Raw genomic sequence first — 24,244 nt, 5'->3', positions numbered from 1 at the left:
TGCCCTCGGCCAGTCCCGGCGCGGCGAGCGACGGCCCGGCGCTCGCAGCCTCGACGCCGCGCTCTTCGCTCGGGCGGCGGGCGGGCGGCGTTACCGGCTGCGGCTCGGCCTCCTCAGCGGCACTCTCGCTCTCCGGCGCGGCCTCTTCGGCGCTCGGCGTCGGAATTTCGGTCGGTGTTTCGGATGCGGCGACCTCCGCTTCGACTGGGGCGTCATCCGCTGGCTCGGGTGTCTCTACCGGCGGCTCCTCAGACGGGCTCTGATCCGGCGCGCTGTCCGAAGGCGCCTCAAGGTCCTGCGGCGCGGGCATTTCGGCGCTATCCGAAACAGACACATCGCCAGTTTCAGCCTTCTCGGCCTCCGCGACACTGGGCGGCGTCGGGCGATTGGCGGGCGGGCCCATCGCCACCGAAATCGCCGCCAAACCGACGCCAGAGACCACCAGCCCCCAGATCGCCCCTGCCAAGAAACCGCGTGCCATGTCCCTGCCCGTCCTTTTCTCTACCCCGGGCCCCGTTGCCGGACCCTTTGCCGCCATGCTACGGCGCCTGTGCCGCTCCCGAAGCACTTGTTCGGGACATGGCCTTGACGCTGCACCACCTGCGGGCGCATGTATACCCCCACCGCGGGTTCGCCCGCCAGCCTGAAGAGTCTACCATGCTGCTTCTCATCGACAATTACGACAGTTTCACCTGGAACCTCGTGCATTACGTGGGCGAGTTGGGCGTGGAGGCCAAGGTCATCCGCAACGACCAGATCGACGTGCAGGAGGCGATGGCTCTGAAACCCGAGGGCATCCTGCTCTCGCCCGGCCCCTGCACCCCCACCGAGGCGGGCATCTGCCTGTCGCTCACCCATGCCGCCGCCGAGACCGGCACGCCGCTCTTTGGCGTGTGCCTTGGCCATCAGACCATCGGTCAGGCGTTCGGCGGCACGGTCAAGCGCCACGACGAGATCGTCCACGGCAAGATCGCGCAGATGCACCATGATGACACCGGCGTTTTTGCCGGGCTGCCCTCGCCGTTTGAGGCGACGCGCTATCACAGCCTCGTCGTCGCGCGCGACGATCTGCCCGAGGAGCTGGTGGTCAACGCTTGGCTCGAGGATGGCACGATCATGGGGCTGCGCCACCGCGAACTGCCGATCCACGGCGTGCAGTTCCACCCCGAGAGCATCGCCTCGCAGCACGGCCATGCCCTCATCGAGAATTTCCTGAAGACCATGAAAGTCCCTGCATGAGCGATCGACTGAAGCCGCTGATCGGCGCCGCCTGTACCCGCCCGCTGAGCCGGGAGGAGGCCGAGGCGGCCTTCGAGATCCTCTTTGCGGGCGAGGCCACTCCGGCCCAGATCGGCGGCCTGCTGATGAGCCTGCGCACCCGTGGCGAGACGGTAGAGGAATATGCCGCCGCCGCCGCCGTGATGCGCGCCAAATGCCACAAGGTCGTGGCCCCCGCGGGCGCGATCGACATCGTCGGCACCGGCGGCGACGGCAAGGGCACGCTGAACATCTCGACCGCCACCGCCTTTGTGGTCGCGGGCGCGGGCGTCACCGTGGCCAAGCACGGCAACCGCAACCTCTCGTCGAAGTCGGGCTCGGCGGACGCGCTGGGGCAGATGGGCATCAACGTCATGCTGCCTGCCTCGGCCATCGCGCCCATTCTGAACGACGTCGGCATCTGCTTTATGATGGCGACCATGCACCACCCGGCGATGAAACACGTGGGCCCGCCCCGCATGGAGCTGGGCACGCGCACGATCTTCAACATCCTTGGGCCGATGACCAACCCGGCGGGCGTGAAACGCCAGTTGACCGGGGCGTTCTCGCGCGATCTCATCCGCCCGATGGCCGAGACGCTGGGCCAGCTCGGCTCGGAGCGTGCGTGGCTGGTGCATGGCTCGGACGGCACTGATGAACTGGCGATCTCGGGCGTGAGCTGGATCGCCGCGCTGGAAGAAGACGGGCAGATCCGCGAGGCGGAAATTCACCCCGAGGACGCCGGCCTGCCGGTGCATCCCTTCGAAGACATCGTCGGCGGCGAACCCGCAGAGAATGCCAAGGCGCTGCACGCGCTGCTGGATGGCGCGCAGACCGCCTATCGCGACGCGGTGCTGCTGAACTCGGCTGCCGCGCTGGTGGTTGCGGGCAAGGCGAGCGATCTCAAGGATGGCGTCGCCATGGCCCGCCAGAGCATCGACAGCGGCGCGGCCAAGGCCAAGGTCCATGCGCTCGCCGAGGCGACGCAAGCCGCCGCATGAGCCTGCCTGCCGCCTGGGCGCACCTGCCCTTCTTCACCGAAGAGTTTCCCCGCATCGCCGAGGCGCTTGCGGCGGAACCCCGGCAGGTGCTGCCCCCCGAGGCGCAGCGCTTCGCCGCGCTGGAGGCCTGCGCACCCGATGATGTGCGGGTCGTGATCCTCGGGCAGGATCCCTACCCCACGCCCGGCCATGCGCATGGGCTGTCTTTTTCGGTTGAACCCGAAATACGGCCCCTGCCGCGCTCGCTGACCAATATCTACAAGGAACTGCAGGAAGAGTTCGGCGCCGTGCCGCCCAATGGCGATCTGCGGTTCTGGGCCCGGCAAGGCGTGCTGCTGCTCAACACCGCGCTCTCGGTCCCCGCGGGCAATGCCGGGGCTCATGCCAAGCTTGGCTGGTCCGGGCTGACCGCGCAGGTGCTGGACGCGCTGTCGGACAAGCCGCGGGCTTTCATCCTCTGGGGCGGTCACGCGCAGAAGTTCGCCAAGCACATCCATGGCGACGATCATCTCATCCTCGCCTCGGCCCATCCCTCGCCGCTCTCGGCGCGGCGCGGCTTTTTCGGCTCGCGCCCCTTTTCCCGCGTCAACGACTGGCTTAAAGCCAGAGGGGACACGCCGATCAACTGGACAACGCCCTGAGCGGCAGCCTGACCGGCCCAGACAGACGATTACCGGAGCCCGCCATGACCCAGACGATCCTCGACAAGATCAAGGCCTATAAGCTCGAAGAGGTCGCCGCCGACAAGGCTGCGAAATCCATGGCAGAGGTCGAGGCCGAGGCCCGCGCCGCAGGCCCCGTTCGCCCCTTCGCGCAGGCGCTGTTCGACGCCGCCAAAACCGGCTACGGGCTGATCTCGGAAGTCAAGAAAGCGTCTCCTTCCAAGGGCTTGATCCGCGAAGACTTTCACCCCGCGACGCTAGCGCAGGCCTATGAGCGCGGCGGCGCGACCTGCCTGTCGGTGCTGACCGATACACCCTCTTTCCAAGGTGCTAAATCCTTCCTGACCGAGGCGCGTTCGGCCACCAACATGCCCGCGCTGCGCAAGGATTTCATGTATGACCCCTATCAGGTCGCCGAGGCCCGCGCGCTTGGCGCCGATTGCATCCTGATCATCATGGCCTCGGTTTCGGACGCGCTGGCTGCCGAGCTTGAAGACGCCGCCTTTCACTGGGGCATGGACGCGCTGATCGAAGTGCATGACGCCGAGGAACTGGAGCGTGCGCTCAAGCTGAAATCGCCGCTGATCGGGGTGAACAACCGCAACCTCAAGACCTTCGAAACCTCCTTGGACACCACGCGTGAGCTGTCGAAAAACGTGCCCGAGGGGCGCTTCCTGATCTCGGAATCCGGCCTCAACACCCCCGCCGATCTGGCGGATATGGCGCAATATGGCGCGCGCGCCTTCCTCATCGGCGAGAGCCTGATGCGGCAGGAGAACGTCGAACAAGCGACCCGCACGCTGCTCGCCGACCCGGTGCCCGCATGAGCGGCCTCACCCATTTCGACGCCAAGGGCGATGCCCATATGGTCGATGTTTCGGATAAACCCGTAACGTCTCGCATCGCCACCGCCGCCGCGTGGATCCGCATGGAGCGCGCCACCTTCGATCTAATCGCCGAGGGTCAGGCCAAAAAAGGTGACGTCATCGGCGTGGCCCGTCTGGCGGGCATTATGGGTGCCAAGAAGACGCCCGAGCTGATCCCGCTGTGCCATCCGCTGCCGGTGACCAAAGTGACCGTCGAGATCACCCAAGACTCGGAACTCCCCGGCCTGCAGATCGAGGCCACGGTGAAGACCACCGGCCAGACCGGCGTCGAGATGGAGGCGCTCACCGCTGCCTCCACCGCCGCGCTCACGGTCTATGACATGGTCAAGGCCGTGGATCGCGGCATGGAGATCGGCGGCCTGCGCGTCCTTCTCAAAGATGGCGGAAAATCCGGACGTTACGAGGCGAAATGATTTCCGTCGCCGAAGCTCTCGACCACCTGTTTTCGCTCGCCAGCCCGCTGGATATTGAGGAAGTGCCGCTGCGCAATGCCGGAGGTCGAGTGCTCGCCCGCCCGGTCGAGGCGCAGCGTGACCAGCCCCCCTTTGCAGCCTCGGCCATGGACGGTTATGGCGTCGCCGAGGCGGCGCCCGGACTGAGCTTTTCTGTGATCGGCGAGGCCGCCGCGGGCCGCGCCTTCACCGGCAGCGTCGGCAGCGGCGAAGCGGTGCGCATATTCACTGGCGCACCCATCCCAGACGGCGTGAAAACCGTTGTGATCCAAGAGGATGTGGATCGCGATGGCGATGTGATCACGATCACCGAGCGGCTTGGACCCGGCGATAATATCCGCCCCTATGGCAATGATTTCCGCAAAGGGCTGCGCATTGACGCGCCGCGCGTTCTGGGCCCGCAGGATATCGCGCTGCTCGCCGCGATGAACATCGCCAATGTGCCGGTCACCCGCCGCCCGAAAGTGGCGATCATCTCGACCGGCGACGAATTGGTGATGCCCGGAGAAGACCCCGGCCCGGATCAGATCATCGCCTCCAACACCTTCGGTCTTTATGTGCTGATGCAACAGCTTGGCGCGGATCCGCGCCTGCTGCCGATCGCGCGCGACACCGAAGCCTCGCTGCGCACCATCTTTGGCATGGTCGATGACGCCGATCTGGTGGTCACCATCGGCGGCGCATCGGTCGGCGACCATGATCTGGTGGCCAATGTCGCCGCAGACATGGGGCTGCAGAGCGCCTTTCATAAGGTCGCCATGCGGCCCGGCAAGCCCTTGATGTCGGGGCGTTTTAGGGGCGCGATGATGGTTGGCCTGCCGGGCAACCCGGTCTCGGCGATGGTCTGCGGGCACGTCTTTCTCGCGCCGGTGATCCGGGCGATGCTCGGCCTTGGCGCCGCAGCCGCCCCGCGCGAAACGCTGCGCCTGACCGCACCGATCGGCGAGAACGGCCCGCGTGAGCACTATATGCGCGCGCGCCTCTCCCCCGAAGGCGTGACGGTGTTCGACCGGCAAGACAGCGCCCTGCTGAGCGTGCTGGGCAGTGCCGACGCTCTCGCCGTCCGACCGCCGCATGACCCCGCGCGCGCCGCCGGGGATGAGATCGAGGTGATCCGTCTCTGACCGCTCGCGGACGTTGTTTCGGGACTTCCCGAAATGCCAATTCTCGGCCCGCCAGCGCGGCTTGCGCGGCACTATTAACTTTCGTTTAACGAAAGCGGGGATTGACACAAAACGGGAACATGCCTAGAACAAAGTCGAACATCTTCACTGGGCAACCCACGGGGAACGGCGCATGCTGACCAAGAAACAGCTCGATCTGCTGGATTTCATCAACACGCGCGTCGCCCGCGACGGCGTTCCCCCCAGTTTCGACGAAATGAAAGAGGCGCTCGATCTGCGGTCGAAATCCGGCATCCACCGGCTGATCACCGCATTGGAAGAGCGCGGCTTCATTCGCCGCCTTGCCCACCGCGCCCGCGCGATCGAGATCGTCAAACTGCCCGACAGCCTCGCCGGGCGGCCCAGCGGCTTTGTCCCCCATGTGATCGAAGGCGATCGTGGCGCGCCCGCGGCGAATAATGCAGTGGCCGAGGCGCTGGAAAGCGTCGGCGCCATGGAGCTGCCCCTGATGGGCCGGATCGCCGCTGGTGTTCCCATCGAATCGATCTCGGATGTGCCGCCGAATGTGGCCGTGCCCAGTGCAATGCTCGCCAGCAGCGGTCGCCACTACGCGCTGGAAGTCAAAGGCGACTCGATGATCGAAGCCGGGATCAACGATGGCGACGTGGTGATCATCCGCGAAACCTCTTCCGCTGAAAACGGCCAGATCGTCGTGGCGCAGGTGGAGGGCTATGAATCCACGCTCAAGCGGTTCCGCCGCAAAGGCAGCAGCATCGTCCTTGAAGCTGCCAACCCGGCGTTCGAGCCGCGCGTTCTGCCCGCGGGATCGGTCTCCGTGCAGGGGCGTCTTGTCGGGCTCATCCGCTCCTATTGATCGCGGCGCACCGCTGGGCTCTGCCACAGGCGGGCGCTAGGGCCTTTCGCCGCCTCAACCCTCATGCCGCCCGGAGCCTCGTATAGCGCCACCGCGCCAGTCACCTGCAGTCCCACCGGATCAAAGACCATGCACCCCTCTCGACGCGGCATGGGCGCGCTGGAGACGAGGATTGTTGCACCTGCGCAGCCCGTCACCTTCTGCGCTTCGCGCGCGCCGATCACATGCACGATCTGCTGATCCGCCGTTGCGGCGCGGCGCAGTTTGCTCTCGCTGACCGGCCAAAGCGCCGCAGCGGCGGGCTGTCCTCCTGCCTGTCCGTCATTCTCGAGCCAGCTTTCGGCGACAAAGCCACTTCCGACGCTGCGCGACAGCGCGCGCCCTTCCTCGGTCATCAAGCCAACGAGGCGGCCCGTCTCGGAGATCAGCAGCACGGGCCGCACGGTTTCCATCCAGAGGAAGGCCCCCACAAGCAGCGGCACCGCGCCCATCCAGCGACCGCGTCCCTGCCAGAGCAAGACCAGCAGCCCGCCGGCAACCAACAGCGGAAGCACCGCCGGCGCCGGTGCCACCACCGGGACCACAGCCCCTTGCAGCGCAGAGACGCGCTCGGCGACGGCGAGGATCCAGCGCAGCGCCAGCGCCATGCCCTGCAGCGCCAGCCCATCGAGCCCAAGCGGCAGGAGCAGCGCAGACAGCACCGCCATGGGCACCGCCACCAGCCCCATCGCCGGGACGGCGAGCAGGTTCGCCAGCAGCCCGTAGCGCGAGAGGATGTTGAAATGCGCCATGGAAAATGGCGCCGTCGCCAGCGAGGCGGTTGCCGAGGAAAGCAGCAGCGTGACGAGCGGGCGGACGACAGGTGCGAGGCGCATCAACCGCCCCGAGCCCGCGCTTTCGAACACCCGGACGAGGGCGGTCGTGGCGGCAAAGGACATCTGAAAGCCCGGGCCAAGCAGTGCTTCGGGCCGCAAGGTCAGCACGATCAGCGCCGCAAGGGCCACCGCGCGCAGCGACAGCGCCCGTAAGTCCGCCAGCACCGCGCCGAGCATGACCGCCACCATGATGAAGGCGCGCTGCGTGGCCACATTGCCGCCCGAGAGCGCCATATAGGCGGCGGCGGCCAACAATGCGCCCACCGCCGCGATCTTTTTGCCCGGCCAATGGTGACGCGAGCGCCGCGGCAGCAGCAGCGCGATCCGCAGTGCCGCAAAGACGAACCCCGCGAGAAGGCCCATGTGCAGGCCGGAGATCGCCAGAAGATGCGCGAGATTGCTGTGCCGCAGCGCCTCCAGCGTATCCTGCCCCATCGCGCTGCGGTCGCCGGTCATCAGCGCCGCCGCAAAGGCACCGATCTCCCCGGGCAAATGCGCCTGCACATGGCGCGACAAAGCCATGCGGGTGCGAAAGAGATATTGCCCGTGCTCCGGCGACGCGAGCAAAAGCACCGGCGTGCGCGTGTAGCCGACCCCGCCGAGTTCGTGAAACCAAGCGTGGCGCCGAAAGTCGAAGCCGCCCGGCTCGACGGGGCCACCGGGCGGCAGGAGATGGCCGGTAAGCATGACTCGTTGACCCGGCGCGGGCTGCAGCACGCGCGCCTGAACATCGGGGTCGCCATGCAGCGCGATGCGCACCCGGCGCGGCTGGTCCCCTGTGGGCAGGCCCTGCAGGCGCAGATCGTCGAGCGTCAGCCGTAGCGCATCCGATCTTGCGCGGTCGATCTGCACCACGCGCCCTTCGATCGGTCCGTAGTAGCGCCCCGCAAGCTGCGGCGCGGCGACCAGATGCGCCCGCCCTCCAGCGACTGCCAGACCGAGCAGCACAAGCCCGCACACAAGCGGCAGCACCGACAGATCAGAGGCCATACGCAGGCAAAGCAGAAACAGCCCGCCGCCCATGAGGGCACTGAAAAGAAGCGCCTCCGGCACCGGCTCGAACGGCAGCGCGAAATAGAGCGCGATGCCGAGGCCAAAGCAGACCGGCACCCAAGGGAAGAGATGACCGCGTTGCCGGCGCAGCGCGCTGAGGCCCCGGCCTGCCGGCACGCCAAGCAGACGGCTGATCCGCGCCCCCATGCTTGCCCCCGCCCCCTGTGCTGTTTAAGGAACCTGCAAATCCTAGGCTCACCACGATTACCGCGAGGTTAATGACCATGACGAACACCCAGGCGGTCGTCACCCGTTTCGCCCCTTCCCCCACCGGCTTTCTGCACATCGGCGGCGCCCGCACCGCGCTGTTCAACTGGCTCTATGCCCGTGGCCGTGGCGGCAAATTCCTGCTGCGCATCGAGGACACCGACCGCGCCCGCTCGACCCCCGAGGCGACGGCGGCGATCCTCAAGGGGCTCGACTGGCTCGGCCTCGACCATGACGGCGAGGTGATCAGCCAGTTCGAGCGCGCCGAGCGCCACGCCGAGGTCGCCCGCGCGCTTCTCGCCAAGGGCGCGGCCTATAAATGCTTCTCTTCTCAGGAAGAAATCACCGCATTTCGGGAAAAGGCGAAAGAGGAAGGCCGCTCCACGCTGTTCCGCTCGCCCTGGCGCGACGCCGATCCGGCAACCCACCCCGACGCCCCCTATGTGATCCGCCTGCGCACCCCCGAAGAGGGAGAGACGGTGATCAAAGACGAGGTGCAGGGCGAGGTGCGCATCGGCAACGCCCAGCTTGACGACATGATCCTGCTGCGCTCGGACGGCACGCCGGTCTACATGCTGGCGGTTGTGGTCGATGATTTCGACATGGGCGTGACCCATGTGATCCGCGGCGACGACCACCTCAACAACGCGGCGCGCCAAATGGGCATCTACACCGCCATGGGCTGGCCGGTTCCGGTCTATGCGCATATCCCGCTGATCCACGGCCCCGACGGCAAGAAGCTGTCGAAGCGCCACGGCGCGCTTGGCGTCGATGAGTACCAGAAGATGGGCTACCCCTCGGCGGGCATGCGCAACTACCTCGCGCGCCTCGGCTGGAGCCACGGCGATGACGAGTTCTTTACCGATGCGCAGGCAAAAGAGTGGTTCGACCTGTCTGGAATCGGCAAATCCCCGGCCCGTCTGGACTTCAAGAAACTCGAGAACATCTGCGGCCAGCACATCGCGGCCGGGGACGATGCCGCACTGCTGCAAGAAATCGAGGCGTATCTTGCTGCAGCCGAGCTTCCGGCGCTGACAGCGGCGCAAAAGGACGGGATGACGCGGGGTATGTATTGCCTGAAGGACCGGGCCAAAACCTTCCCGGAACTACTTGAAAAGGCTCAGTTCATCCTGACCGAGACGCCGATTGTCCCGGATGAGAAGGCACAGAAAAATCTCGATCCTGTATCCCGTGGTATACTGGCTGCGTTGACGCCGCACCTGCAAAGTGCTAGCTGGTCGCGAGAAGAGCTCGAGGGGGTAACGGCGCGTTTCGCCGAGGAACATGACACCAAGTTCGGCAAGCTTGCGGGCCCGCTGCGTGCGGCTCTGGCTGGCCGGGCCGTCACCCCTAGCGTGTTCGATATGATGCTGGTGCTCGGCCGCGAGGAGTCGCTCCTCCGGCTCGAACAGGCAGCGGCCTCCGAGGTGGCGTAACGGCAAGTACCGACCCACTCCGGGCCATGTGACAGATACCGACCGGGCGCGCGCGACGCGCCTGGCCTTTTCTAGATGAAGGGATAAAGCAAGCATGGCTGACACAGCGAAAAGCGCGAAACTGACCATTGGCGAGCAGAGCTACGATCTTCCGATCTACTCCCCGACCGCCGGTCCCGACGTGCTCGACATCCGCAAGCTCTACGCGCAGGCCGGGGTGTTCACTTACGACCCGGGCTTCACCTCCACCGCGAGCTGCGACAGCACCATCACCTTCATCGACGGCGACGAAGGCGTTCTGCTTCACCGTGGCTACCCGATCGACCAGCTGGCCGGTAAGTCGCATTACCTCGAAGTGTGCTACCTGCTGCTCTACGGCGAGCTGCCGACCGCGGCAGAGCTCGAGCTGTTCGAGAACACGATCACCCGTCACACGATGATCCATGAGCAGATGCACAACTTCTTCCGCGGCTTCCGCCGCGACGCGCATCCCATGGCAACCATGGTGGGTGTGGTCGGCGCCATGTCGGCCTTCTACCACGACTCGACGGATATCTCCGACCCGCGCCAGCGCGAGATCGCCTCGCACCGCCTGATCGCCAAGATGCCGACCATCGCCGCGATGGCCTATAAATACTCGATCGGCCAGCCCTTCGTGTACCCGCGCAACGATCTGACCTACGCAGAGAACTTCCTGCACATGTGCTTCTCGGTGCCCGCCGAGAAATACGAGGTCGACCCGATCCTCGCGCGCGCCATGGACCGCATCTTCACCCTGCACGCCGATCACGAGCAGAACGCCTCGACCTCGACCGTGCGTCTGGCCTCTTCTTCGGGCGCGAACCCCTTCGCCTGTATCGCGGCTGGCATCGCCTGCCTCTGGGGCCCGGCCCACGGCGGCGCCAACCAGGCCTGCCTCGAGATGCTCAAAGAGATCGGCTCGGTCGACAAGATCCCCGAGTTCATCGCCCGCGCCAAGGACAAGAACGACCCGTTCCGCCTGATGGGCTTCGGTCACCGCGTCTACAAGAACCGCGACCCGCGCGCGACGGTGATGAAGCAATCCGCCGACGAGGTGCTGGATCTCATGGGTGTCGAGAACAACCCGATCCTGCAGGTCGCCAAGGAACTGGAAAAGCAGGCGCTCGAGGATGATTACTTCATCGAGAAGAAGCTGTTCCCGAACGTCGACTTCTACTCGGGCATCATTCTCGAGGCGATGGGCTTCCCGACCTCCATGTTCACCCCGATTTTCGCGCTGTCGCGCACCGTCGGCTGGGTGTCGCAGTGGAAAGAACAGCTCGCCGATCCGCAGCACAAAATCGGCCGCCCGCGCCAGCTCTACCGTGGCTCGGTGACGCGCGACTACACCGACATCGAAAGCCGCTGAACGCAGCTTCTGTCACAGGAAAGGCCCCGCAGATGCGGGGCCTTTTGCTGTCCGGGCCATTACTTTTAGGGCTAAAGAGCGTCTTCAGCGCCGCGCCCCCTGCTTCTTCTCTTTAAAAATACGCAAATCCGGCGCCAGCCAAGCCTCACCGACCCTCGAATTTCGCCGCGCGCTTCTCGTGGAACGCCACCACGCCCTCCTTGAAGTCCCGCGTCATGCCGCATTCGCCCTGCAGTTGCGCCTCCAGCACCAATTGGCTGCCGAGATCCTGCTCGAAAGCCCCCCGAATGGCGCGTTTGATCCGCGCATAAGCCTCGGACGGGCCCTGCGCCAGATGCGCCGCACGGGCCTTCCAGATCGCCTCGAACTCTGCGTCCGGCACCGCCTCCCAGATCATCCCCCAGCGCTCGGCCTGCGCCGCGCTGATGCGGTCGGCAAAGAGCGCTGCCCCCATGGCTTTGGCCAGCCCCATCTGCCGCGGCAGCAGCCATGTGCCGCCCGCGTCGGGCATCAGGCCGATGCGGGTGAAGGCCTGCATGAAAAAGGCGCTCTCGGCGGCGATCACCACATCGGCGGCCAGCGCGAGATTCGCCCCGGCCCCGGCGGCAGCGCCGTTCACTGCTGCGATGGTCGGGCGCGGGCATTCGGTGATGGCGGTCAGCATCGGCATATATTCGTCGCGCAGCACGCGCTCGAGATCGATATTGGCGGCGGTCTCGCGGTCGCCCAGATCCTGACCCGAGCAGAAGGCCCGTCCCTCGCCGGTCAGCACCACCACACGCGCCTCTTTGCCGCCCGCTTGGATGGCATGGGTCAGCTCGGCCCGCATCGGCGCCGAAAGCGCATTCATCACCTCGGGCCGCGCGAGGGTGATCTGCGCCACGTCGTCAATGACCTCATAGCGGATGGTGTCGTAATTCATGCTGCTCCTCCAGACATCGGCCCGCGTTCGGGGCCTGCGCGCGCGAAGAGTGCCCGCGCGCGCCGCCGATGCCAAGCCCGGCTCAGAGCTTTTGCAGCGCCGCGATCAATGCCAGCGCCTCGGGGCTGGGTCGGTGCTCGATGCGGCTGTAGCGCGCGCCATCGCGGGTGCGTGTCAGCATGCGGTTCTCCACCATGCTGCGCCTGATCTGCGCGGCGTCGCGAAAGGCGCAGTGTAGGTCGATGCGGGCGCTGATCTCGCGTTCGTTGAACACCTGCCGCGGCGGGATCCGGGCCCAGATCGGCGCAAGGCATAGCGCCTGCATCGCCGTCCGCCCGGGAAAGCGCAGCAAACGCCCATGCTCATCGAAATGGCGCAGGGCGCGCGCCACCTGCTTGGGGTCGACTTGCGGCTTCGGCTCGGCCTGCGCGCGCAGCTGCTGGTAATTGCGATAGCCCGCGGCCCTAGCGATCAGCCCCAGCATCTGCTGATGCGGGGGCGGCGCGTCGAGGCTCGCACGCAGGGCGCGGGCAAAGCCCGACAGATCGTCAATGGCAAGCGGGATGGTCTCACGGCGCGAGGACGTGCTCATCGGATCCTCCAGATCCTCCGGCGCTGCTGCCCGACCCCTTGCGGGGCTGGAGTTCCGCCCTTGTCCGTCAGGCATCGCCGGGATGTCCGGAGATCACTGAAAGCGAAAGTGCAGGTTCAGCGTACCTGCGTGCTGCAGGCGGCGGAGACTGGGTGAACTGCCGACCCTGCCCGCGACGCTATCAGGAGGACCCGCCCTCGTCCAGAATCCGCTTCAGCCGCGCCTCTTCCTCGGCGGTGAGCCCCGCCTCTGTGCTGGCCTCGGCCCGAGAGCGGCCACGCAAGTAGACCGCCGCAAGCAGCAGCGCCAGCACGAAAAGGATCGGCCCGGCGGCCCAGAGCAGCCAGTTCCAGCCGCGCGTGGTGGGCTGCAGCAGCACGAACTCGCCGTAGCGGTCGACAAGGTACGCCACGGCCTCTTCGTCGCTGTCGCCCGCCACCAGCCGCTCGCGCACCAAAAGCCGCAGGTCGCGGGCAAGCGCGGCGTTGGAATCGTCGATGTTCTCGTTCTGGCAGACCAAGCAGCGCAGGTGCTTGGAAAGCTCGCGCGCCCGCGCCTCCAGCGCCGGATCATCGAGCATCTCATCGGGCTGCACCGCCAGCGCCGGGGTGGCGGGCACCAGCGGCAGCGCCAGAAGCAGCAGCATCATGGCCATGTGAAGCAGGTGAAGCGGCTTCATTCTGCGGGCACTCCCTGCGCCGGGCGGCTCTTGCGCGCGCCAGCGGCGACGCGGAAGCGCCGGTCCGACAGGCTCAGCGCGCCGCCAAGCGCCATAAGGATGGCGCCGCCCCAGATCCAGTTCGCCAGCGGCTTGATATAGACCCGCATGGTCCAGCCGCCACCCGCCTGCGCATCGCCCAGCACAACGTAGACGTCGCGCAGGACACCGCCGTCGATCGCCGCCTCGGTGGTGGGCATCTTGGCGACCGGGTAGTTGCGCTTTTCCGGATAGAGATGCGCGATCTCTTCGCCGTTCTTGCGCAGCGAGACCTCGCCCATGTCCGAGAAATAATTCGGCCCCTGCACCCGCTGCACGTCGAGCAGTTCAAGCTCGTAGGCGCCAACGGTGAACGGCTGGTTCACCTGCGCGACGCGGATGTCTTCCTGCTGCCAAGCCATCAGACCCGCGATGCCGAGCATGGTGATGCCAAGCCCGCCATGTGCCACCGCCTTGCCCCAGTCGGCGCGCGGCAGACGCATCAGGCGGCTCCAGTCGCGGGTCCGGCCGATGCGCGAGATCAGATCGGTGATCGCCCCCGCCACCAACCATGTGCCAAGGAAGACACCAATCGGGCCCATCAGGCTGCGCCCGGTCTGCATCGCCCATGCAAGGCCTGCCAGCGCAACGGCGAGGATCAGCGCAGGCACCAGTTGGCGCAGCGCGCGGCCGATCTTGCCTCGTTTCCAGCTCAGCAGACCGCCGATCGGCAGCACGAGGCCGAGCAGGATCATGAAGGGCGTGAAGGCCATGTTGAAGAAGGGCGCCCCGACCGACAGCTTGCGCCCGAACAGCATCTCGGCGACCAGCGGCCAGAGCGTGCCGGTGAAGACCACAAAGCAGGCGACGGCCAGCAGGATGTTGTTGACCACCAGCGCCGACTCGCGGCTGACGATGCCGAAAACGCCCTTGGCCTGCATGATGCCCGCCCGCGCCGCGTAGAGCGTCAGCGCGCCGCCGGTGAAGAACACCAGAATGCCGAGGATAAAGACGCCGCGCTGCGGGTCGGTGGCGAAGGCGTGGACCGAGGTCAGCACGCCCGAGCGCACGATGAAAGTGCCGATCAGCGAGAAGCCGAAGGCGAGGATGGCCAGAAGGATGGTCCAGCTCTTCAGCGCCTCGCGCTTCTCGACCACGATGGCCGAGTGCAGCAGCGCTGCGGCCAGCAGCCACGGCATGAAAGAGGCGTTCTCGACCGGGTCCCAGAACCAGAAGCCGCCCCAGCCCAGCTCGTAATAGGCCCACCAGGAGCCGAGCGCGATGCCGATGGTCAGGAAAAGCCAGCTCAGCAGCGTCCAGGGGCGCACCCAGCGGCCCCAAGCAGCGTCGACCCTGCCCTCAATCAGCGCGGCGACCGCGAAGCTGAAGCAGATCGAAAGGCCCACGTAGCCCAGATAGAGGAACGGCGGATGGAAGGCGAGCCCCGGATCCTGCAGCAGCGGGTTCAGGTCCTGCCCGTCAAAGGGCGGCACCGCGAGGCGCAGGAATGGGTTCGAGGTGAAGAGGATGAAGGCGAAAAAGGCCACCCCCACAGCGGCTTGTACCGACAGCACCCGCGCGCGCAGCGTCGGCGGCAGATTGCCCCCGAACCATGCGGCCATCGCACCAAACAGCGACAGGATCAGCACCCACAGGAGCATCGAGCCCTCGTGGTTCCCCCAGACGCCGGAGATCTTGTAGATCAGCGGCTTTGCGGAATGCGAGTTCAGCACCACCAGCCGCAGCGAGAAGTCGGAAGTGATGAAGGCATGCATCAGGGCACCGAAGGACAGTGCCACCAACAGGAATTGCGCCGTGGCGGCGGGCTCGGCGACGGCCATCCAGCCGGGCCATCGCTTGTGCGCTCCGATCATCGGCACCACCGCCTGCACGCAGGCGACGAAGAAAGCGAGGATGAGCGCGAAATGTCCGAATTCGGTGATCATGATCCCGCTTATAGGGCGCAAGACAACGCCCGGCCAACGGAAATCGCGGGCCGGGCGGGATCACAATGTCGCAATTGACGCAGCGGGATGGGCGCGGCGCGCGCCTCAGTCCATGCGGCGCAGGTAGGTCCAGGTCGGCACTGCGGAATTGCGGGCCACCGAGAAAGCCTCTGCGTCGCCAATATATTCGAAGCCGCAGTTCACCAGCACGCGCGCCGAGGCGGCGTTGTCCTGAAACACCGACGCGAACATCGTGGCGCTGCCAAACGGGTTGGCCTGCACCAACGCGCGCACCGCTTCCGAGGCGTGGCCGGTGTTCCAGAACGGCGGCGCGACCCAATAGCCGATCTCGGCTTGGTTGCCGTCGAGACGTTCAAGCGAGATGAGCCCCATGACCTCGGCACCGCCATGCGCTTCGCCGTCCATCGCCCAGACATCCTCTTCGCGCTTGGGATCGGTCGCACGCGCGATGAAGGCCTCGGTCGCGCCCGGCGGCAGCGGGTGCGGAATCGAGGTGGTCATACGCGCGAGGCGCAGATCGCCGGTGTAATGCGCAATCATCCCTGCGTCCGACTTTCGCAGCGGCCGCAGCAGGAAACGGGGTGTCTCGATGACCGGCTGTGCGGTCAGCTGGTCCTCTTGGGCCAGGCTCATCGTCTTTCTCCTCTTGTGCGCGAGGGATCGCCTCACGGGCCGTTTCGTCTCCCCCCGAAACGGAAGAGGGGGACCGGCCCGTGCCGATCCCCCTGCAAGATGTCGATCTTGGATCGGCTTATTCGGCAGCCTCCGCCACGGGCAGGACGGAAACGAAGGTGCGGCCCTTGAGGCCTTTGTGGAAGGTGACCGAGCCTTCGGTCACAGCAAAGATGGTGTGGTCTTTGCCCATATCCACGCCCTCGCCCGGCCAAAACTTGGTGCCGCGCTGACGGATGATGATGTTGCCGGGGTTGGCGGCTTGGCCACCGTAGAGTTTCACGCCGAGACGGCGGCCAGCGGAGTCGCGGCCGTTACGGGAGCTACCGCCTGCTTTTTTATGTGCCATGGGTTGGTCTCCTTAAATCTCTATCAGGCCAGGGTCTTGGCCTGTTCAACCCACTCGGGCTTCACCTTCACGGCATCGAAGCTCTCGGGGTCAACGGCGGCGAGCTGTGCGAAGGTGGCGATGCCGGCTTCGTTCAGCTTCTTGGCGGCGGCGGGGCCGACACCGGTGATCTGGGTCAGGTCGTCACCCTCTGCTGCGGCGGCCTTGGGGGCTGCTGCGGCGGGCGCGGCTTTCGGAGCGGAGGCAGCGCCAGCGGCGGCCTTCACGCCGGTGCCTTCGGCGCCGGATGCGAGGATCTCGGTCACGCGCAGCAGGGTCAGCTGCTGACGGTGGCCGCGGGTCCGCTGCGAGCTGTGCTTGCGGCGGCGCTTGACGAACTTGATGACTTTCTCGCCCTTGATCTGGTCGATCACGGTTGCCTGAACGGCCGCACCGGACACCAGCGGAGCACCAACGGTGACATTGTCGCCGCCGAGCATAAGGACTTCGTTGAACTGAACGGTTTCACCCGCATCAGCAGCCAGCTTTTCCACGCGGAGCACGTCGCCCGCCTGGACTTTGTATTGCTTGCCGCCGGTTTTCATCACCGCGAACATCTGCGTCTTCCTTTGTCTACCGCGTTCTGTGGCGTCCCGGTCCGTGCGGACCTTTTCGGGAACTTCGTGGTGCGGAAAGCCCGCTCCGCCGTCGAACAGCGCGCCCTTTCGGGCTGTCATGATGTAAGAATCGAAAGCGGGGCGCGCAATGGCCCCGTCTTCGAAGCCCGGCTTATCGGGGCAAAACCTTATGCTGTCAACCCATCAGGGCGGCCAAGCCCCGGATTCGCGCTTGGCGAAGTGATCACCGCGCGGATTGCGTGCGCGAGACCATCAAAGCCCCCTCGCCCACGCCGAGCCCCAGCCGAGCCCCAAAACCCTCTCAGAGCTCTTCGCTGCGCATCTCGCGCGCGGCTGCCAGCCCCAGCCCGTAAGAGATCTCTTCATACATGTGATTGAACCCGTCGAACAGCGCGCGGTTCATCGCTTTGCCCTCGGGCGTTGCCGAGACATCTATATAGGCATCAAGCTCTTCACCCGGCAGCGGCCCATAGGCGGTGAGCATATAGGCATAGAGCCACTCTTCGGTGTCGTAGCGCGTGGTCTCTTCCTGCATCCAGACCTCTTCAACGATCTCCGGCTCGGTCATCTCCATGCCGCCGCCATCAACAAGGCCAAGGTAGAACTGGAAGCTGGCGTTGAGCGCGCCGACCACATTTGTCTCGAGCAGATCATTGGCGGCCACGAAACGGTCAAGCTGCGCCTCGCGCGGGTCACCAGTGCCGGCGATGGCGTTCCACGCCTCGCGCGCGGCGACCTCGACGTCATTGTCGATCATCTCGCGCCGGGCGGTGAGTTCAAGCTCCACCACGCGCTGCCCGGCCTCGGAGGTGAAAAACTCCAGCAAGGGCCCCGCGTCGGTGTCGCCGAAGCTTTCGAGAAAGCCCGCGCGCACCACCTCTTCCATGGCGTCCGCGTCATAGAGCCTGCCCACGGCCTCTTCCCAGCCTGCGGTCGCCCCCGACGGAAGAAGGTCCTGCGCCATGTCCGATCCGTAGTCCCGGCCCTCGGCGCGCATGATCTCGACAATCTCATCCACCTTCAAAGCGTCGAGCAATTCCTCGGCGGGGCCTGCCCACCCCGGCAGGCTAAGTGCGGGCATGATCAGCGAGGCGGAAACGGTACAGGCGGCAAGACGCGACAACATGGCAGAGCTACTCCAGCTACTTTCGGCCAGACCCTAGGGCGCGCCCGCGGCATTTCCAAGGTGACGCAAGGCCCCCGCGCGATGGCTGGCGGAGCTTTGCCAAGGAAAAATTCGCCTGAATGAAAAAACTTCAAAATTCCCTGTTGCACCCCCCTGAGCATATCGTTAAACGCCCCCCACGACCCCCGCGGAGAGGTGCCGGAGTGGTCGAACGGGGCGGTCTCGAAAACCGTTGACCCTGCAAGGGGTCCCAGGGTTCGAATCCCTGTCTCTCCGCCACTTTCCTTCGGGAAAGTAGCCAGTTACGCCGACAGCCTTCAGAAATATCTGAGCTGTCGGCATCACTGACCCAACCATCCGAAATTGATCTACGCCCGGTGTCAGCGCCCGATCATTCGTGCGTGTTGTCTTCCGTTCGCGCGGTCTGCTGCGTCCCTGTTTGGCGTGTGCCGCGCGCGTGGGTTTTACTGCCCTACGAACCCTCAAACACCCTACCCCGAACAAAAAACGCGGCGCGCAGGGATCGTCCCGCACACCGCGTCATTGTAATGGGCCGTTTTCTTGCGCCGCGGCGCTCAGGCCTCGATGCTGCCGCGTGCCGGTGCATCCGCCTGCTGCGCCTCGGCGCGCGCTGCGGCATAGCTCTCGGCACCTTGACGCATCCGGGACGCAAGACCGTCCTCGTCGGCACCGCTGCCGATCTGGGCAAGCACCAAGGATTTCATGAAGCTTTCCTGCGTGGAGATAGCCTTGGCGCGGGCCTGCGCGAGGGCATCAGCCTCTTCCGGAGTTTCGCTCGCCTCGACCTGCGCGCCGCTCGACTGAGCAGCATTGGCGGCCACCTCGTCGGCCTCGCTCGACGCATTGGCATTCGCGGCACTTGCGGCGCCAGACGAAGAGCCCTCGCTCGCCGCCTCTTGGGTGGCAGCCTCCGCCACTGCGTCAACGCTGGCCGAGACCTCCTGAATCTGATCGTCTTCGTCCGTAACGTCCGGTTCAGCTGCAATCTGGTTTTGGGAGGAGGATTGCGCCGCCGCGACCGCCGAGGCGATCGCCCCGAAGAGGCTCGAGTTCGAGCCGGAAATGGAACCTAACATTTACATACACCTTTTGATGGTACACGCGCCTTTTGATTAAGGATTGAGGAAGAATTACGACCTCTGCGAGACCACTTAGCGGCAAGCCGCCCTTCCGGTGCCCGTCAAATTCTCACCATTCGGCAGAGAAATCGCCCGGCAGATAGGCCCGGATGCTGTGGAAGAAGATGTCGATCTCCAGCGCCATCCCGACCTCGAAGTCATTGAGTTCCGCCCCGCTCCAACGGTGCTGCTCGAGGCGCGCAAGGAAATCCCGGCGGGTCTGATCGTCGCGCGGCTCCAGTGGCAGGGTGCCGGCGGCACGCAGCAGGTCGATGCGCTTGTGCACCTCGCGCATGCCCGAAAACGCCTCCATCATCGGGCGCGTCAGGCGCGGGTCTTTCTGCCATGAACGTCCGCCAAAGACCTCCTGCACCACCCGATTGCCCGCCCCAAGGCAATCATAGGCGACGCAGCCCGGAAACCCCTCCTCCGTCAGCCTCTCGTGAATCGTGCAGCTGTGTCCCGAAAGGTTCCGGCACGGCTCGCCGGGGTTCTTGTCGAAGGCGAAGTCCTTGCCCTTGTCGAAGGCCAGCGCGAGGCAGCAGAGCGCCGCGCATTTCGAGCAATCGGTTTTCAGGTGATCGGTTTTGAGATGATCGGTCTGCGGCATTGCGGCAATCGTTCTTCAGGGATGTCCAAGGGCGGCTGAGGGGGCCGTATCCCGCGGAACGCCCGCGGATTGCAAGCCCAGCCTGCCTGCCGCTCTGCGCAGCGTCTGCAAATGACGAGCGCGCGCCAACTGCGGACGGAGCGGGGTTCAGGCTGATTTATCCGACTTCTTGCCGTCGGGCAGAGCCTCGTCCCCCGGCCCCGAGGGGGCCTCCGGCGGTTTGCTGAAGGACTTGGTCAGAACGATTGCCTCTTCGCTCCAGCGGCAGGCCATCTTCTGGAAGTTCTCAAAGAGAACATGGTGGTAGTCCCATTTTTCGCTCTGAGCGTCCCACTTCCACCTTTCGCGCTGAATGAAATCCGCCGCCGCGTTCCAATCCCGCACGAAGGGTCCCCTCATCCATTCACGATAAAAAGCTTCATCGAGAATTTTTCTGCGAATCCCGATGGATACAAGCTCGTAGTGATTGAGGTACCCCAAGATCGCCCGACGTTCTTCCCGGTCTTTCGTTTCCGCAGGGCTGTGAAGCTTTGCAAAGCCATTCTGACGGCGGTGGTAGCTGAAGACCGAATTCTGCTCTTGGTAATATGGCGTGGATTCGACCTTCTCGATCATATCCAGCGTGGCTCTCTGGCGGGTGGACGCCCGGGCCATGGCGACGCCATAGGCCGCCACCGCGACCGACATCAGGATGACCGCGGGGCCGACCAAACCGATCCAGTTGAAACTAGAAGCGACGCAAACCACCAAGGTTTGCGTCGCTTCACTGGCAATCTGCTCGGAACAGTTCACGTCAGTCCCGAGCACCTTCTTTGGTGATCACAGACATGCTGGTCTCCTTCTCAGAAAGATGCGTTGCAAGCAGGTTTACGCGCTTCACGCGCACTGTCAACGAATTCCCATAGGCTGGCACGGCCGCCCACTGCCACCCGCTTCGCGAGAGCCGCGCGGGATCGGAGAGCGCGAAACCTCGCCCACAACAAAGGTGGTCATCGAAACTCTAGCTTACAATGGTAAACGCTTCACTTCCCGCCGAGTTCCATAAAGCTCGCACATATTCCAACTTCATTCTGCAAGCTGAGATGAACTGATCTCGCCACGCTGATCTACCACGACGGACCGCGCGCGCCCCGGCGCGGCGCAACGCCTGATCACGCAAAAAACGCAGGAGTTTATGAGGATTTGCAGAAAGCTGAGCGATTTCAGCTTGGTACCCAAGGTCGGACTCGAACCGACATGACCTCGCGGCCGGGGGATTTTGAATCCCCTGCGTCTACCATTCCGCCACTTGGGCCCGGGCATGGATTTAGCCGCCCCGCCGCGCCGCGTAAAGCGGCAATCTTCAAGCACTCGCATGTTCCTTGCGAAACTGTCATCACAAATGCGGCCCCAATGGCTTGCGCCTCAGGTTCCCCCGTGCTTCCTGCAAAGAAGACCCACGCCGGAGACCTGCCCGACGATGCTGCGCCGCCTTTACGACTGGACCATGTCGCTTGCCGATCACCCCAAGGCGCTTTGGGCGCTGGCAGCGGTCTCTTTCATCGAAGCCTCGGTGTTTCCGATCCCGCCCGACGTGCTGATGATCCCGATGATCCTCGCCGCGCCGCGCCGGGCATGGCTGATCGCGCTGGTGGCCACATTGGCCTCGGTCGTCGGTGGGCTCTTCGGCTATGCCATCGGGCATTTCTTCTTCGACAGCATCGGGCGGCCAATCCTCGAAACGCTCGGCAAGGCCGACTCGATGGAGGCCTTCAACGCCCGCTTCAACGGCGTTGGGTTCTGGGCCGTGCTGATCGCCGGGATCACCCCCTTCCCGTTCAAGGTGATCACCATCATGTCGGGCTGGACCGCGATGCCGCTCGGCACCTTCGTCACCACCGCCATCATCGCCCGCGCCTTCCGCTTCTTCATCGTTGCGGGGCTGCTGCGGGCCTTCGGCGCGCCGATCCGGGATTTCATCGAAAACCGGCTCGGGCTGGTGTTTACTGTCTTTGTGCTGCTGCTTGCCGGCGGCTTCTTTCTGGTGAAATACCTCTGAGACCATGACTGACCTGCGTAAGTTCCTCATCCTGATCGCCGCTGGCGGATCGGCCGCCCTGCTGCTGGGCGCGATCGGCTCACAATTCATCGGCGGGCTTGCCCCCTGCCACCTGTGCATCCTGCAACGCTGGCCTCATGCCATCGCCGTCGTCATCGGTGCACTGGCGCTGGCCTTCCGCGCCCGCCTGCTGCCGCTTTTGGGCGCGCTGGCGGCGCTGACCACCAGCGGCATCGGCGTCTATCACACCGGCGTCGAGCGCGGCTGGTGGGAAGGGCCGACCACCTGCACCTCCGGCCCGATCGGCGGCATGTCGGCGGACGAGCTGCTCAACCAGATCATGGACGCGCCGCTGGTGCGCTGCGACGAGGTTGCGTGGCAGTTCCTCGGCCTGTCGATGGCCAGCTGGAACGCGGTGATCTCGCTTGGTCTCGCGCTGATCTGGATCGCCGCATGGCGGCGCTCGGCCCAAGCCTGAACGGCGTTTTTGCGGGCCCAAACCGGCCCTGAACCAAAGTTGCAGGGGGCCCAATCTGCCCCCTGCGGTGCATGGCGAACCCGCCTGCCCCACGTCAGATCGGTCTTCGAGGCGCGGATGTCCCGCGCCGTCATTGAGGAGACCCATCCATGACCTATCGCTTCGTCACATCCGCCTTCATCGCCGCCCTGCTGACCGCCAGCGCCGCCGTCGCCTCCCCCGAGATTCCCGAACAGACCCAAGCCCAGGTGCGTGAGAAGCTCACTGCCGAGGGCTATGACGTGCGCCGCATCGACAGCGAAGACGGGCTGATCGAAGTCTATGCATTGAAAGACGGCAAGAAGCTCGAGCTCTATCTCGACGAAAGCCTGAAGATCGTCCGCAGCAAGTCCGACGACTGAGCCCAGACGGCCCCGCGCCCGCGCGGGGCCGTGCCGCTTTCCGGCCCCTGCTCTCGCACACAAGGGGCCAAGGACGCCCAGCAAAAGGACCTCTTCCATGTCTGATCTCTCGACCACCGCCGCGCCAAGCGGTGCCACGCAGCATGCCGTCTGGGACCCGTTGCTGCGGATCTTTCACTGGAGCCTCGTGACGCTCTTTGCCGCAAACGCGCTGTTTGACGATGCCGGGTCGAAGCTGCACGCGTGGATCGGCTATACGATCGGCGGCCTCATTGCGCTGCGGCTGATTTGGGGCTTCATCGGCCCGCGATCCGCGCGGTTTTCCAGCTTCTTCCCAACCCGTGCCGGCGTCGCGCAGCAAATCACCGATATGGCCACCGGACGCCGCCGCGTGCATCTGATGCACACGCCGCTCGGCGCACTGATGATCTTTAACCTCCTGCTCACCCTCGCCGGGATCATCGCCACGGGGGTGATGATGACCACAGACGCCTATTGGGGCGTCGCTTGGGTCGAGCATCTGCATGAGGCACTGGTCACATGGGCCGAAGTTTCGGTGGTGCTGCATGTCGGCGCGGTGCTGCTGGAAAGCCGCCGAACCGGAGTGAATTTGCCCAAGGCCATGGTCACGGGTATCAAAACCGTACCGGATGGCGCAAAGATCGAGGAATGACGCCGCAAAACACCGAACGCCCGATCATCCTGACCCTGCTGATCGCCGTGCAGCTGATCTGCACGGCCTTCTTCGTGGTCGACGTGATCTTTGACGCAAGCGAAGCGGGCTGGAACCCGGTCCATGATCCCGAGGCCTTCCTCGAAGGCAGCATGGTGCTCTGTCTCGGTGCGGCGGTCTGGGTCGAGATGCGTTTCCTGCTCCGGCTGCTGCGCCAGAATGCGCATCTGGAGCGGCAGGTCTCGCTCGCCACCGGCGCCTTCCATGAGATCGTCGAAGCGCAGTTCACCGCGTGGGGCCTGACGGGCTCCGAGCGGGACGTCGCCATGTTCACACTCAAAGGCATGACCATCCCCGAGATCGCGGCGCTGCGCGGATCGGCAGAGGGAACGGTGAAATCCCATCTCAATGCGATCTACCGCAAGGCCGGTGTGTCCGGGCGTGGTGCGCTGCTCGGGCTTTTCATCGAGGAGTTGATGACCGGTGCCGCGCCTGACGTCAGCACCGCCGCCGCTTCGACACAAGACAGGTGACAGCGCGCCAAACCTCTGGCATCACGAGAAAATGACCAATCGCTTCGCCCTCTGGCTTGCCGCCATCCTGATCCTCGCTGCCGTGCTGGATTACCTGCTCTTCGGGAGCGATCACTTCATCTATCTGGGGCGGAAAGTTTTCAATCTGCTCGATTGGATGGCATTTTGGCGGTGAGCGCTAACAGTCCCAGTATTGACTTGCCCGACGTATC

General features: G+C 65.1%; 27 protein-coding genes, 2 tRNA genes and 1 pseudogene. 16 read left to right on the top strand and 14 right to left on the bottom strand.

The window, feature by feature from the left end:
• Nucleotides 1–481 (bottom strand): annotated as a pseudogene (locus G0A00_RS02495) (hypothetical protein); the annotation flags it as partial.
• Nucleotides 482–657: 176 nt separating this feature from the next.
• On the opposite strand from G0A00_RS02495, the gene G0A00_RS02490 reads away from it, so the two are divergent.
• From G0A00_RS02490 to lexA, 7 genes are all read left to right on the top strand, one after another.
• The gene (locus G0A00_RS02490) at nucleotides 658–1,239 is read left to right on the top strand and encodes an aminodeoxychorismate/anthranilate synthase component II (protein ID WP_066100095.1); all 582 of its coding nucleotides are present in this window, start codon (nucleotides 658–660) and stop codon (nucleotides 1,237–1,239) included.
• On the top strand, nucleotides 1,236–2,258 hold the full coding sequence (trpD, locus tag G0A00_RS02485; protein ID WP_164181763.1) for an anthranilate phosphoribosyltransferase: 1,023 nt from the start codon (nucleotides 1,236–1,238) through the stop codon (nucleotides 2,256–2,258). Before G0A00_RS02490 ends, trpD begins: the two co-directional genes overlap by 4 nt.
• On the top strand, nucleotides 2,255–2,899 hold the full coding sequence (locus tag G0A00_RS02480; protein WP_066100103.1) for a uracil-DNA glycosylase: 645 nt from the start codon (nucleotides 2,255–2,257) through the stop codon (nucleotides 2,897–2,899). The genes trpD and G0A00_RS02480 overlap by 4 nt, the downstream gene beginning before the upstream one ends.
• Before the next feature lie 44 nt (nucleotides 2,900–2,943).
• The gene (gene trpC / locus G0A00_RS02475) at nucleotides 2,944–3,747 is read left to right on the top strand and encodes an indole-3-glycerol phosphate synthase TrpC (RefSeq protein ID WP_164181761.1); all 804 of its coding nucleotides are present in this window, start codon (nucleotides 2,944–2,946) and stop codon (nucleotides 3,745–3,747) included.
• Complete coding sequence (gene moaC / locus G0A00_RS02470; protein ID WP_164181759.1) at nucleotides 3,744–4,220, top strand: cyclic pyranopterin monophosphate synthase MoaC; 477 nt, start codon at nucleotides 3,744–3,746, stop codon at nucleotides 4,218–4,220. Before trpC ends, moaC begins: the two co-directional genes overlap by 4 nt.
• Nucleotides 4,217–5,383, top strand: a complete 1,167-nt coding sequence (gene glp, locus G0A00_RS02465) for a gephyrin-like molybdotransferase Glp (RefSeq protein ID WP_164181757.1) — start codon at nucleotides 4,217–4,219, stop codon at nucleotides 5,381–5,383. Before moaC ends, glp begins: the two co-directional genes overlap by 4 nt.
• A gap of 172 nt (nucleotides 5,384–5,555) precedes the next feature.
• Entirely contained in the window at nucleotides 5,556–6,257 is a 702-nt protein-coding gene (gene lexA / locus G0A00_RS02460) for a transcriptional repressor LexA (RefSeq protein ID WP_066100115.1), read from the top strand.
• Here the strand turns inward: lexA and G0A00_RS02455 are convergent.
• Nucleotides 6,251–8,332: a ComEC/Rec2 family competence protein gene (locus G0A00_RS02455; RefSeq protein WP_164181754.1), complete on the bottom strand. Its 2,082-nt coding sequence runs from the start codon at nucleotides 8,330–8,332 to the stop codon at nucleotides 6,251–6,253. The two genes, lexA and G0A00_RS02455, sit on opposite strands and share 7 nt — an antisense overlap.
• Before the next feature lie 71 nt (nucleotides 8,333–8,403).
• On the opposite strand from G0A00_RS02455, the gene gltX reads away from it, so the two are divergent.
• Together gltX and gltA are read left to right on the top strand one after the other, a co-directional pair.
• Nucleotides 8,404–9,828: a glutamate--tRNA ligase gene (gene gltX / locus G0A00_RS02450; protein WP_164181752.1), complete on the top strand. Its 1,425-nt coding sequence runs from the start codon at nucleotides 8,404–8,406 to the stop codon at nucleotides 9,826–9,828.
• 94 nt (nucleotides 9,829–9,922) lie between these two features.
• Complete coding sequence (gene gltA / locus G0A00_RS02445) at nucleotides 9,923–11,218, top strand: citrate synthase (RefSeq protein WP_164181750.1); 1,296 nt, start codon at nucleotides 9,923–9,925, stop codon at nucleotides 11,216–11,218.
• A gap of 145 nt (nucleotides 11,219–11,363) precedes the next feature.
• Here the strand turns inward: gltA and G0A00_RS02440 are convergent, their stop codons facing one another.
• The 8 genes from G0A00_RS02440 to G0A00_RS02405 all read right to left on the bottom strand — a co-directional run bounded on the left by G0A00_RS02440 (nucleotide 11,364) and on the right by G0A00_RS02405 (nucleotide 18,160).
• Nucleotides 11,364–12,140, bottom strand: coding sequence for an enoyl-CoA hydratase-related protein (locus tag G0A00_RS02440; protein ID WP_164181748.1), 777 nt, complete (start codon nucleotides 12,138–12,140; stop codon nucleotides 11,364–11,366).
• A gap of 82 nt (nucleotides 12,141–12,222) precedes the next feature.
• The gene (locus G0A00_RS02435; protein WP_164181747.1) at nucleotides 12,223–12,732 is read right to left on the bottom strand and encodes a DUF2087 domain-containing protein; all 510 of its coding nucleotides are present in this window, start codon (nucleotides 12,730–12,732) and stop codon (nucleotides 12,223–12,225) included.
• Nucleotides 12,733–12,913: 181 nt separating this feature from the next.
• The gene (locus tag G0A00_RS02430) at nucleotides 12,914–13,411 is read right to left on the bottom strand and encodes a cytochrome c-type biogenesis protein (protein ID WP_164181746.1); all 498 of its coding nucleotides are present in this window, start codon (nucleotides 13,409–13,411) and stop codon (nucleotides 12,914–12,916) included.
• The gene (locus tag G0A00_RS02425) at nucleotides 13,408–15,375 is read right to left on the bottom strand and encodes a heme lyase CcmF/NrfE family subunit (protein WP_164181745.1); all 1,968 of its coding nucleotides are present in this window, start codon (nucleotides 15,373–15,375) and stop codon (nucleotides 13,408–13,410) included. Before G0A00_RS02425 ends, G0A00_RS02430 begins: the two co-directional genes overlap by 4 nt.
• Before the next feature lie 105 nt (nucleotides 15,376–15,480).
• Nucleotides 15,481–16,029: a GNAT family N-acetyltransferase gene (locus G0A00_RS02420; protein WP_164181744.1), complete on the bottom strand. Its 549-nt coding sequence runs from the start codon at nucleotides 16,027–16,029 to the stop codon at nucleotides 15,481–15,483.
• Nucleotides 16,030–16,147: 118 nt separating this feature from the next.
• Entirely contained in the window at nucleotides 16,148–16,417 is a 270-nt protein-coding gene (rpmA, locus tag G0A00_RS02415; RefSeq protein WP_066100140.1) for a 50S ribosomal protein L27, read from the bottom strand.
• 23 nt (nucleotides 16,418–16,440) lie between these two features.
• A complete protein-coding gene (locus G0A00_RS02410) occupies nucleotides 16,441–17,013 on the bottom strand; it encodes a 50S ribosomal protein L21 (protein ID WP_164181743.1) in 573 nt (190 codons plus the stop codon).
• Between the two features lie 322 nt (nucleotides 17,014–17,335).
• On the bottom strand, nucleotides 17,336–18,160 hold the full coding sequence (locus G0A00_RS02405; protein WP_164181742.1) for a DUF2059 domain-containing protein: 825 nt from the start codon (nucleotides 18,158–18,160) through the stop codon (nucleotides 17,336–17,338).
• Nucleotides 18,161–18,349: 189 nt separating this feature from the next.
• On the opposite strand from G0A00_RS02405, the gene G0A00_RS02400 reads away from it, so the two are divergent.
• A tRNA-Ser gene (locus G0A00_RS02400) sits at nucleotides 18,350–18,439 on the top strand.
• A 296-nt stretch (nucleotides 18,440–18,735) separates the two neighbouring features.
• Here the strand turns inward: G0A00_RS02400 and G0A00_RS02395 are convergent.
• From G0A00_RS02395 to G0A00_RS02380, 4 genes are all read right to left on the bottom strand, one after another.
• Nucleotides 18,736–19,257 carry a hypothetical protein gene (locus G0A00_RS02395; protein WP_164181740.1) on the bottom strand — a complete coding sequence of 174 codons (522 nt, stop codon included), beginning with the start codon at nucleotides 19,255–19,257 and terminating at the stop codon, nucleotides 18,736–18,738.
• Nucleotides 19,258–19,369: 112 nt separating this feature from the next.
• Complete coding sequence (locus G0A00_RS02390; RefSeq protein WP_164181738.1) at nucleotides 19,370–19,909, bottom strand: hypothetical protein; 540 nt, start codon at nucleotides 19,907–19,909, stop codon at nucleotides 19,370–19,372.
• 147 nt (nucleotides 19,910–20,056) lie between these two features.
• A complete protein-coding gene (locus G0A00_RS02385) occupies nucleotides 20,057–20,701 on the bottom strand; it encodes a DUF4760 domain-containing protein (RefSeq protein ID WP_164181736.1) in 645 nt (214 codons plus the stop codon).
• Between the two features lie 416 nt (nucleotides 20,702–21,117).
• A tRNA-Leu gene (locus G0A00_RS02380) sits at nucleotides 21,118–21,203 on the bottom strand.
• A 165-nt stretch (nucleotides 21,204–21,368) separates the two neighbouring features.
• On the opposite strand from G0A00_RS02380, the gene G0A00_RS02375 reads away from it, so the two are divergent.
• From G0A00_RS02375 to G0A00_RS26325, 6 genes are all read left to right on the top strand, one after another.
• Nucleotides 21,369–21,947 carry a YqaA family protein gene (locus G0A00_RS02375; protein ID WP_066100156.1) on the top strand — a complete coding sequence of 193 codons (579 nt, stop codon included), beginning with the start codon at nucleotides 21,369–21,371 and terminating at the stop codon, nucleotides 21,945–21,947.
• 4 nt (nucleotides 21,948–21,951) lie between these two features.
• Nucleotides 21,952–22,425 (top strand): disulfide bond formation protein B, encoded by a 474-nt coding sequence (locus tag G0A00_RS02370; protein ID WP_164181734.1) that lies wholly within the window; start codon nucleotides 21,952–21,954, stop codon nucleotides 22,423–22,425.
• Nucleotides 22,426–22,574: 149 nt separating this feature from the next.
• Complete coding sequence (locus G0A00_RS02365; RefSeq protein ID WP_164181732.1) at nucleotides 22,575–22,826, top strand: PepSY domain-containing protein; 252 nt, start codon at nucleotides 22,575–22,577, stop codon at nucleotides 22,824–22,826.
• Between the two features lie 97 nt (nucleotides 22,827–22,923).
• Nucleotides 22,924–23,499, top strand: coding sequence for a cytochrome b/b6 domain-containing protein (locus tag G0A00_RS02360; RefSeq protein ID WP_164181731.1), 576 nt, complete (start codon nucleotides 22,924–22,926; stop codon nucleotides 23,497–23,499).
• The gene (locus G0A00_RS02355; RefSeq protein ID WP_164181729.1) at nucleotides 23,496–24,032 is read left to right on the top strand and encodes a helix-turn-helix transcriptional regulator; all 537 of its coding nucleotides are present in this window, start codon (nucleotides 23,496–23,498) and stop codon (nucleotides 24,030–24,032) included. Before G0A00_RS02360 ends, G0A00_RS02355 begins: the two co-directional genes overlap by 4 nt.
• 31 nt (nucleotides 24,033–24,063) lie before the next feature.
• Nucleotides 24,064–24,207, top strand: a complete 144-nt coding sequence (locus G0A00_RS26325) for a hypothetical protein (protein WP_193789501.1) — start codon at nucleotides 24,064–24,066, stop codon at nucleotides 24,205–24,207.
• Nucleotides 24,208–24,244: the final 37 nt, after the last annotated feature.

Origin of the sequence: Salipiger sp. PrR002 (assembly GCF_010500775.1) — a bacterium.
In the GTDB taxonomy this organism is placed as follows: Bacteria; Pseudomonadota; Alphaproteobacteria; order Rhodobacterales; family Rhodobacteraceae; genus Salipiger.
Note: the sequence above shows the minus strand (reverse complement) of the source record. Positions and strands in the feature narration are given on the sequence as shown.

What these genes read in the sequence shown, in the direction of transcription:
- lexA (WP_066100115.1), top strand. Translation starts at nt 5,556, where the DNA reads ATGCTGACCAAGAAACAGCTCGATCTGCTGGATTTCATCAACACGCGC.
- G0A00_RS02455 (WP_164181754.1), bottom strand. Translation starts at nt 8,332, where the DNA reads ATGGGGGCGCGGATCAGCCGTCTGCTTGGCGTGCCGGCAGGCCGGGGC.
- gltA (WP_164181750.1), top strand. Translation starts at nt 9,923, where the DNA reads ATGGCTGACACAGCGAAAAGCGCGAAACTGACCATTGGCGAGCAGAGC.
- G0A00_RS02365 (WP_164181732.1), top strand. Translation starts at nt 22,575, where the DNA reads ATGACCTATCGCTTCGTCACATCCGCCTTCATCGCCGCCCTGCTGACC.
- G0A00_RS02375 (WP_066100156.1), top strand. Translation starts at nt 21,369, where the DNA reads ATGCTGCGCCGCCTTTACGACTGGACCATGTCGCTTGCCGATCACCCC.
- G0A00_RS02405 (WP_164181742.1), bottom strand. Translation starts at nt 18,160, where the DNA reads ATGTTGTCGCGTCTTGCCGCCTGTACCGTTTCCGCCTCGCTGATCATG.
- G0A00_RS02425 (WP_164181745.1), bottom strand. Translation starts at nt 15,375, where the DNA reads ATGATCACCGAATTCGGACATTTCGCGCTCATCCTCGCTTTCTTCGTC.
- moaC (WP_164181759.1), top strand. Translation starts at nt 3,744, where the DNA reads ATGAGCGGCCTCACCCATTTCGACGCCAAGGGCGATGCCCATATGGTC.
- G0A00_RS02355 (WP_164181729.1), top strand. Translation starts at nt 23,496, where the DNA reads ATGACGCCGCAAAACACCGAACGCCCGATCATCCTGACCCTGCTGATC.
- G0A00_RS02480 (WP_066100103.1), top strand. Translation starts at nt 2,255, where the DNA reads ATGAGCCTGCCTGCCGCCTGGGCGCACCTGCCCTTCTTCACCGAAGAG.
- G0A00_RS02410 (WP_164181743.1), bottom strand. Translation starts at nt 17,013, where the DNA reads ATGTTCGCGGTGATGAAAACCGGCGGCAAGCAATACAAAGTCCAGGCG.
- G0A00_RS02395 (WP_164181740.1), bottom strand. Translation starts at nt 19,257, where the DNA reads ATGTTAGGTTCCATTTCCGGCTCGAACTCGAGCCTCTTCGGGGCGATC.
- G0A00_RS02360 (WP_164181731.1), top strand. Translation starts at nt 22,924, where the DNA reads ATGTCTGATCTCTCGACCACCGCCGCGCCAAGCGGTGCCACGCAGCAT.
- trpD (WP_164181763.1), top strand. Translation starts at nt 1,236, where the DNA reads ATGAGCGATCGACTGAAGCCGCTGATCGGCGCCGCCTGTACCCGCCCG.
- rpmA (WP_066100140.1), bottom strand. Translation starts at nt 16,417, where the DNA reads ATGGCACATAAAAAAGCAGGCGGTAGCTCCCGTAACGGCCGCGACTCC.
- G0A00_RS02420 (WP_164181744.1), bottom strand. Translation starts at nt 16,029, where the DNA reads ATGAGCCTGGCCCAAGAGGACCAGCTGACCGCACAGCCGGTCATCGAG.
- G0A00_RS02435 (WP_164181747.1), bottom strand. Translation starts at nt 12,732, where the DNA reads ATGAGCACGTCCTCGCGCCGTGAGACCATCCCGCTTGCCATTGACGAT.
- glp (WP_164181757.1), top strand. Translation starts at nt 4,217, where the DNA reads ATGATTTCCGTCGCCGAAGCTCTCGACCACCTGTTTTCGCTCGCCAGC.
- gltX (WP_164181752.1), top strand. Translation starts at nt 8,404, where the DNA reads ATGACCATGACGAACACCCAGGCGGTCGTCACCCGTTTCGCCCCTTCC.
- G0A00_RS02390 (WP_164181738.1), bottom strand. Translation starts at nt 19,909, where the DNA reads ATGCCGCAGACCGATCATCTCAAAACCGATCACCTGAAAACCGATTGC.
- G0A00_RS02430 (WP_164181746.1), bottom strand. Translation starts at nt 13,411, where the DNA reads ATGAAGCCGCTTCACCTGCTTCACATGGCCATGATGCTGCTGCTTCTG.
- trpC (WP_164181761.1), top strand. Translation starts at nt 2,944, where the DNA reads ATGACCCAGACGATCCTCGACAAGATCAAGGCCTATAAGCTCGAAGAG.
- G0A00_RS02490 (WP_066100095.1), top strand. Translation starts at nt 658, where the DNA reads ATGCTGCTTCTCATCGACAATTACGACAGTTTCACCTGGAACCTCGTG.
- G0A00_RS02370 (WP_164181734.1), top strand. Translation starts at nt 21,952, where the DNA reads ATGACTGACCTGCGTAAGTTCCTCATCCTGATCGCCGCTGGCGGATCG.
- G0A00_RS02440 (WP_164181748.1), bottom strand. Translation starts at nt 12,140, where the DNA reads ATGAATTACGACACCATCCGCTATGAGGTCATTGACGACGTGGCGCAG.
- G0A00_RS26325 (WP_193789501.1), top strand. Translation starts at nt 24,064, where the DNA reads ATGACCAATCGCTTCGCCCTCTGGCTTGCCGCCATCCTGATCCTCGCT.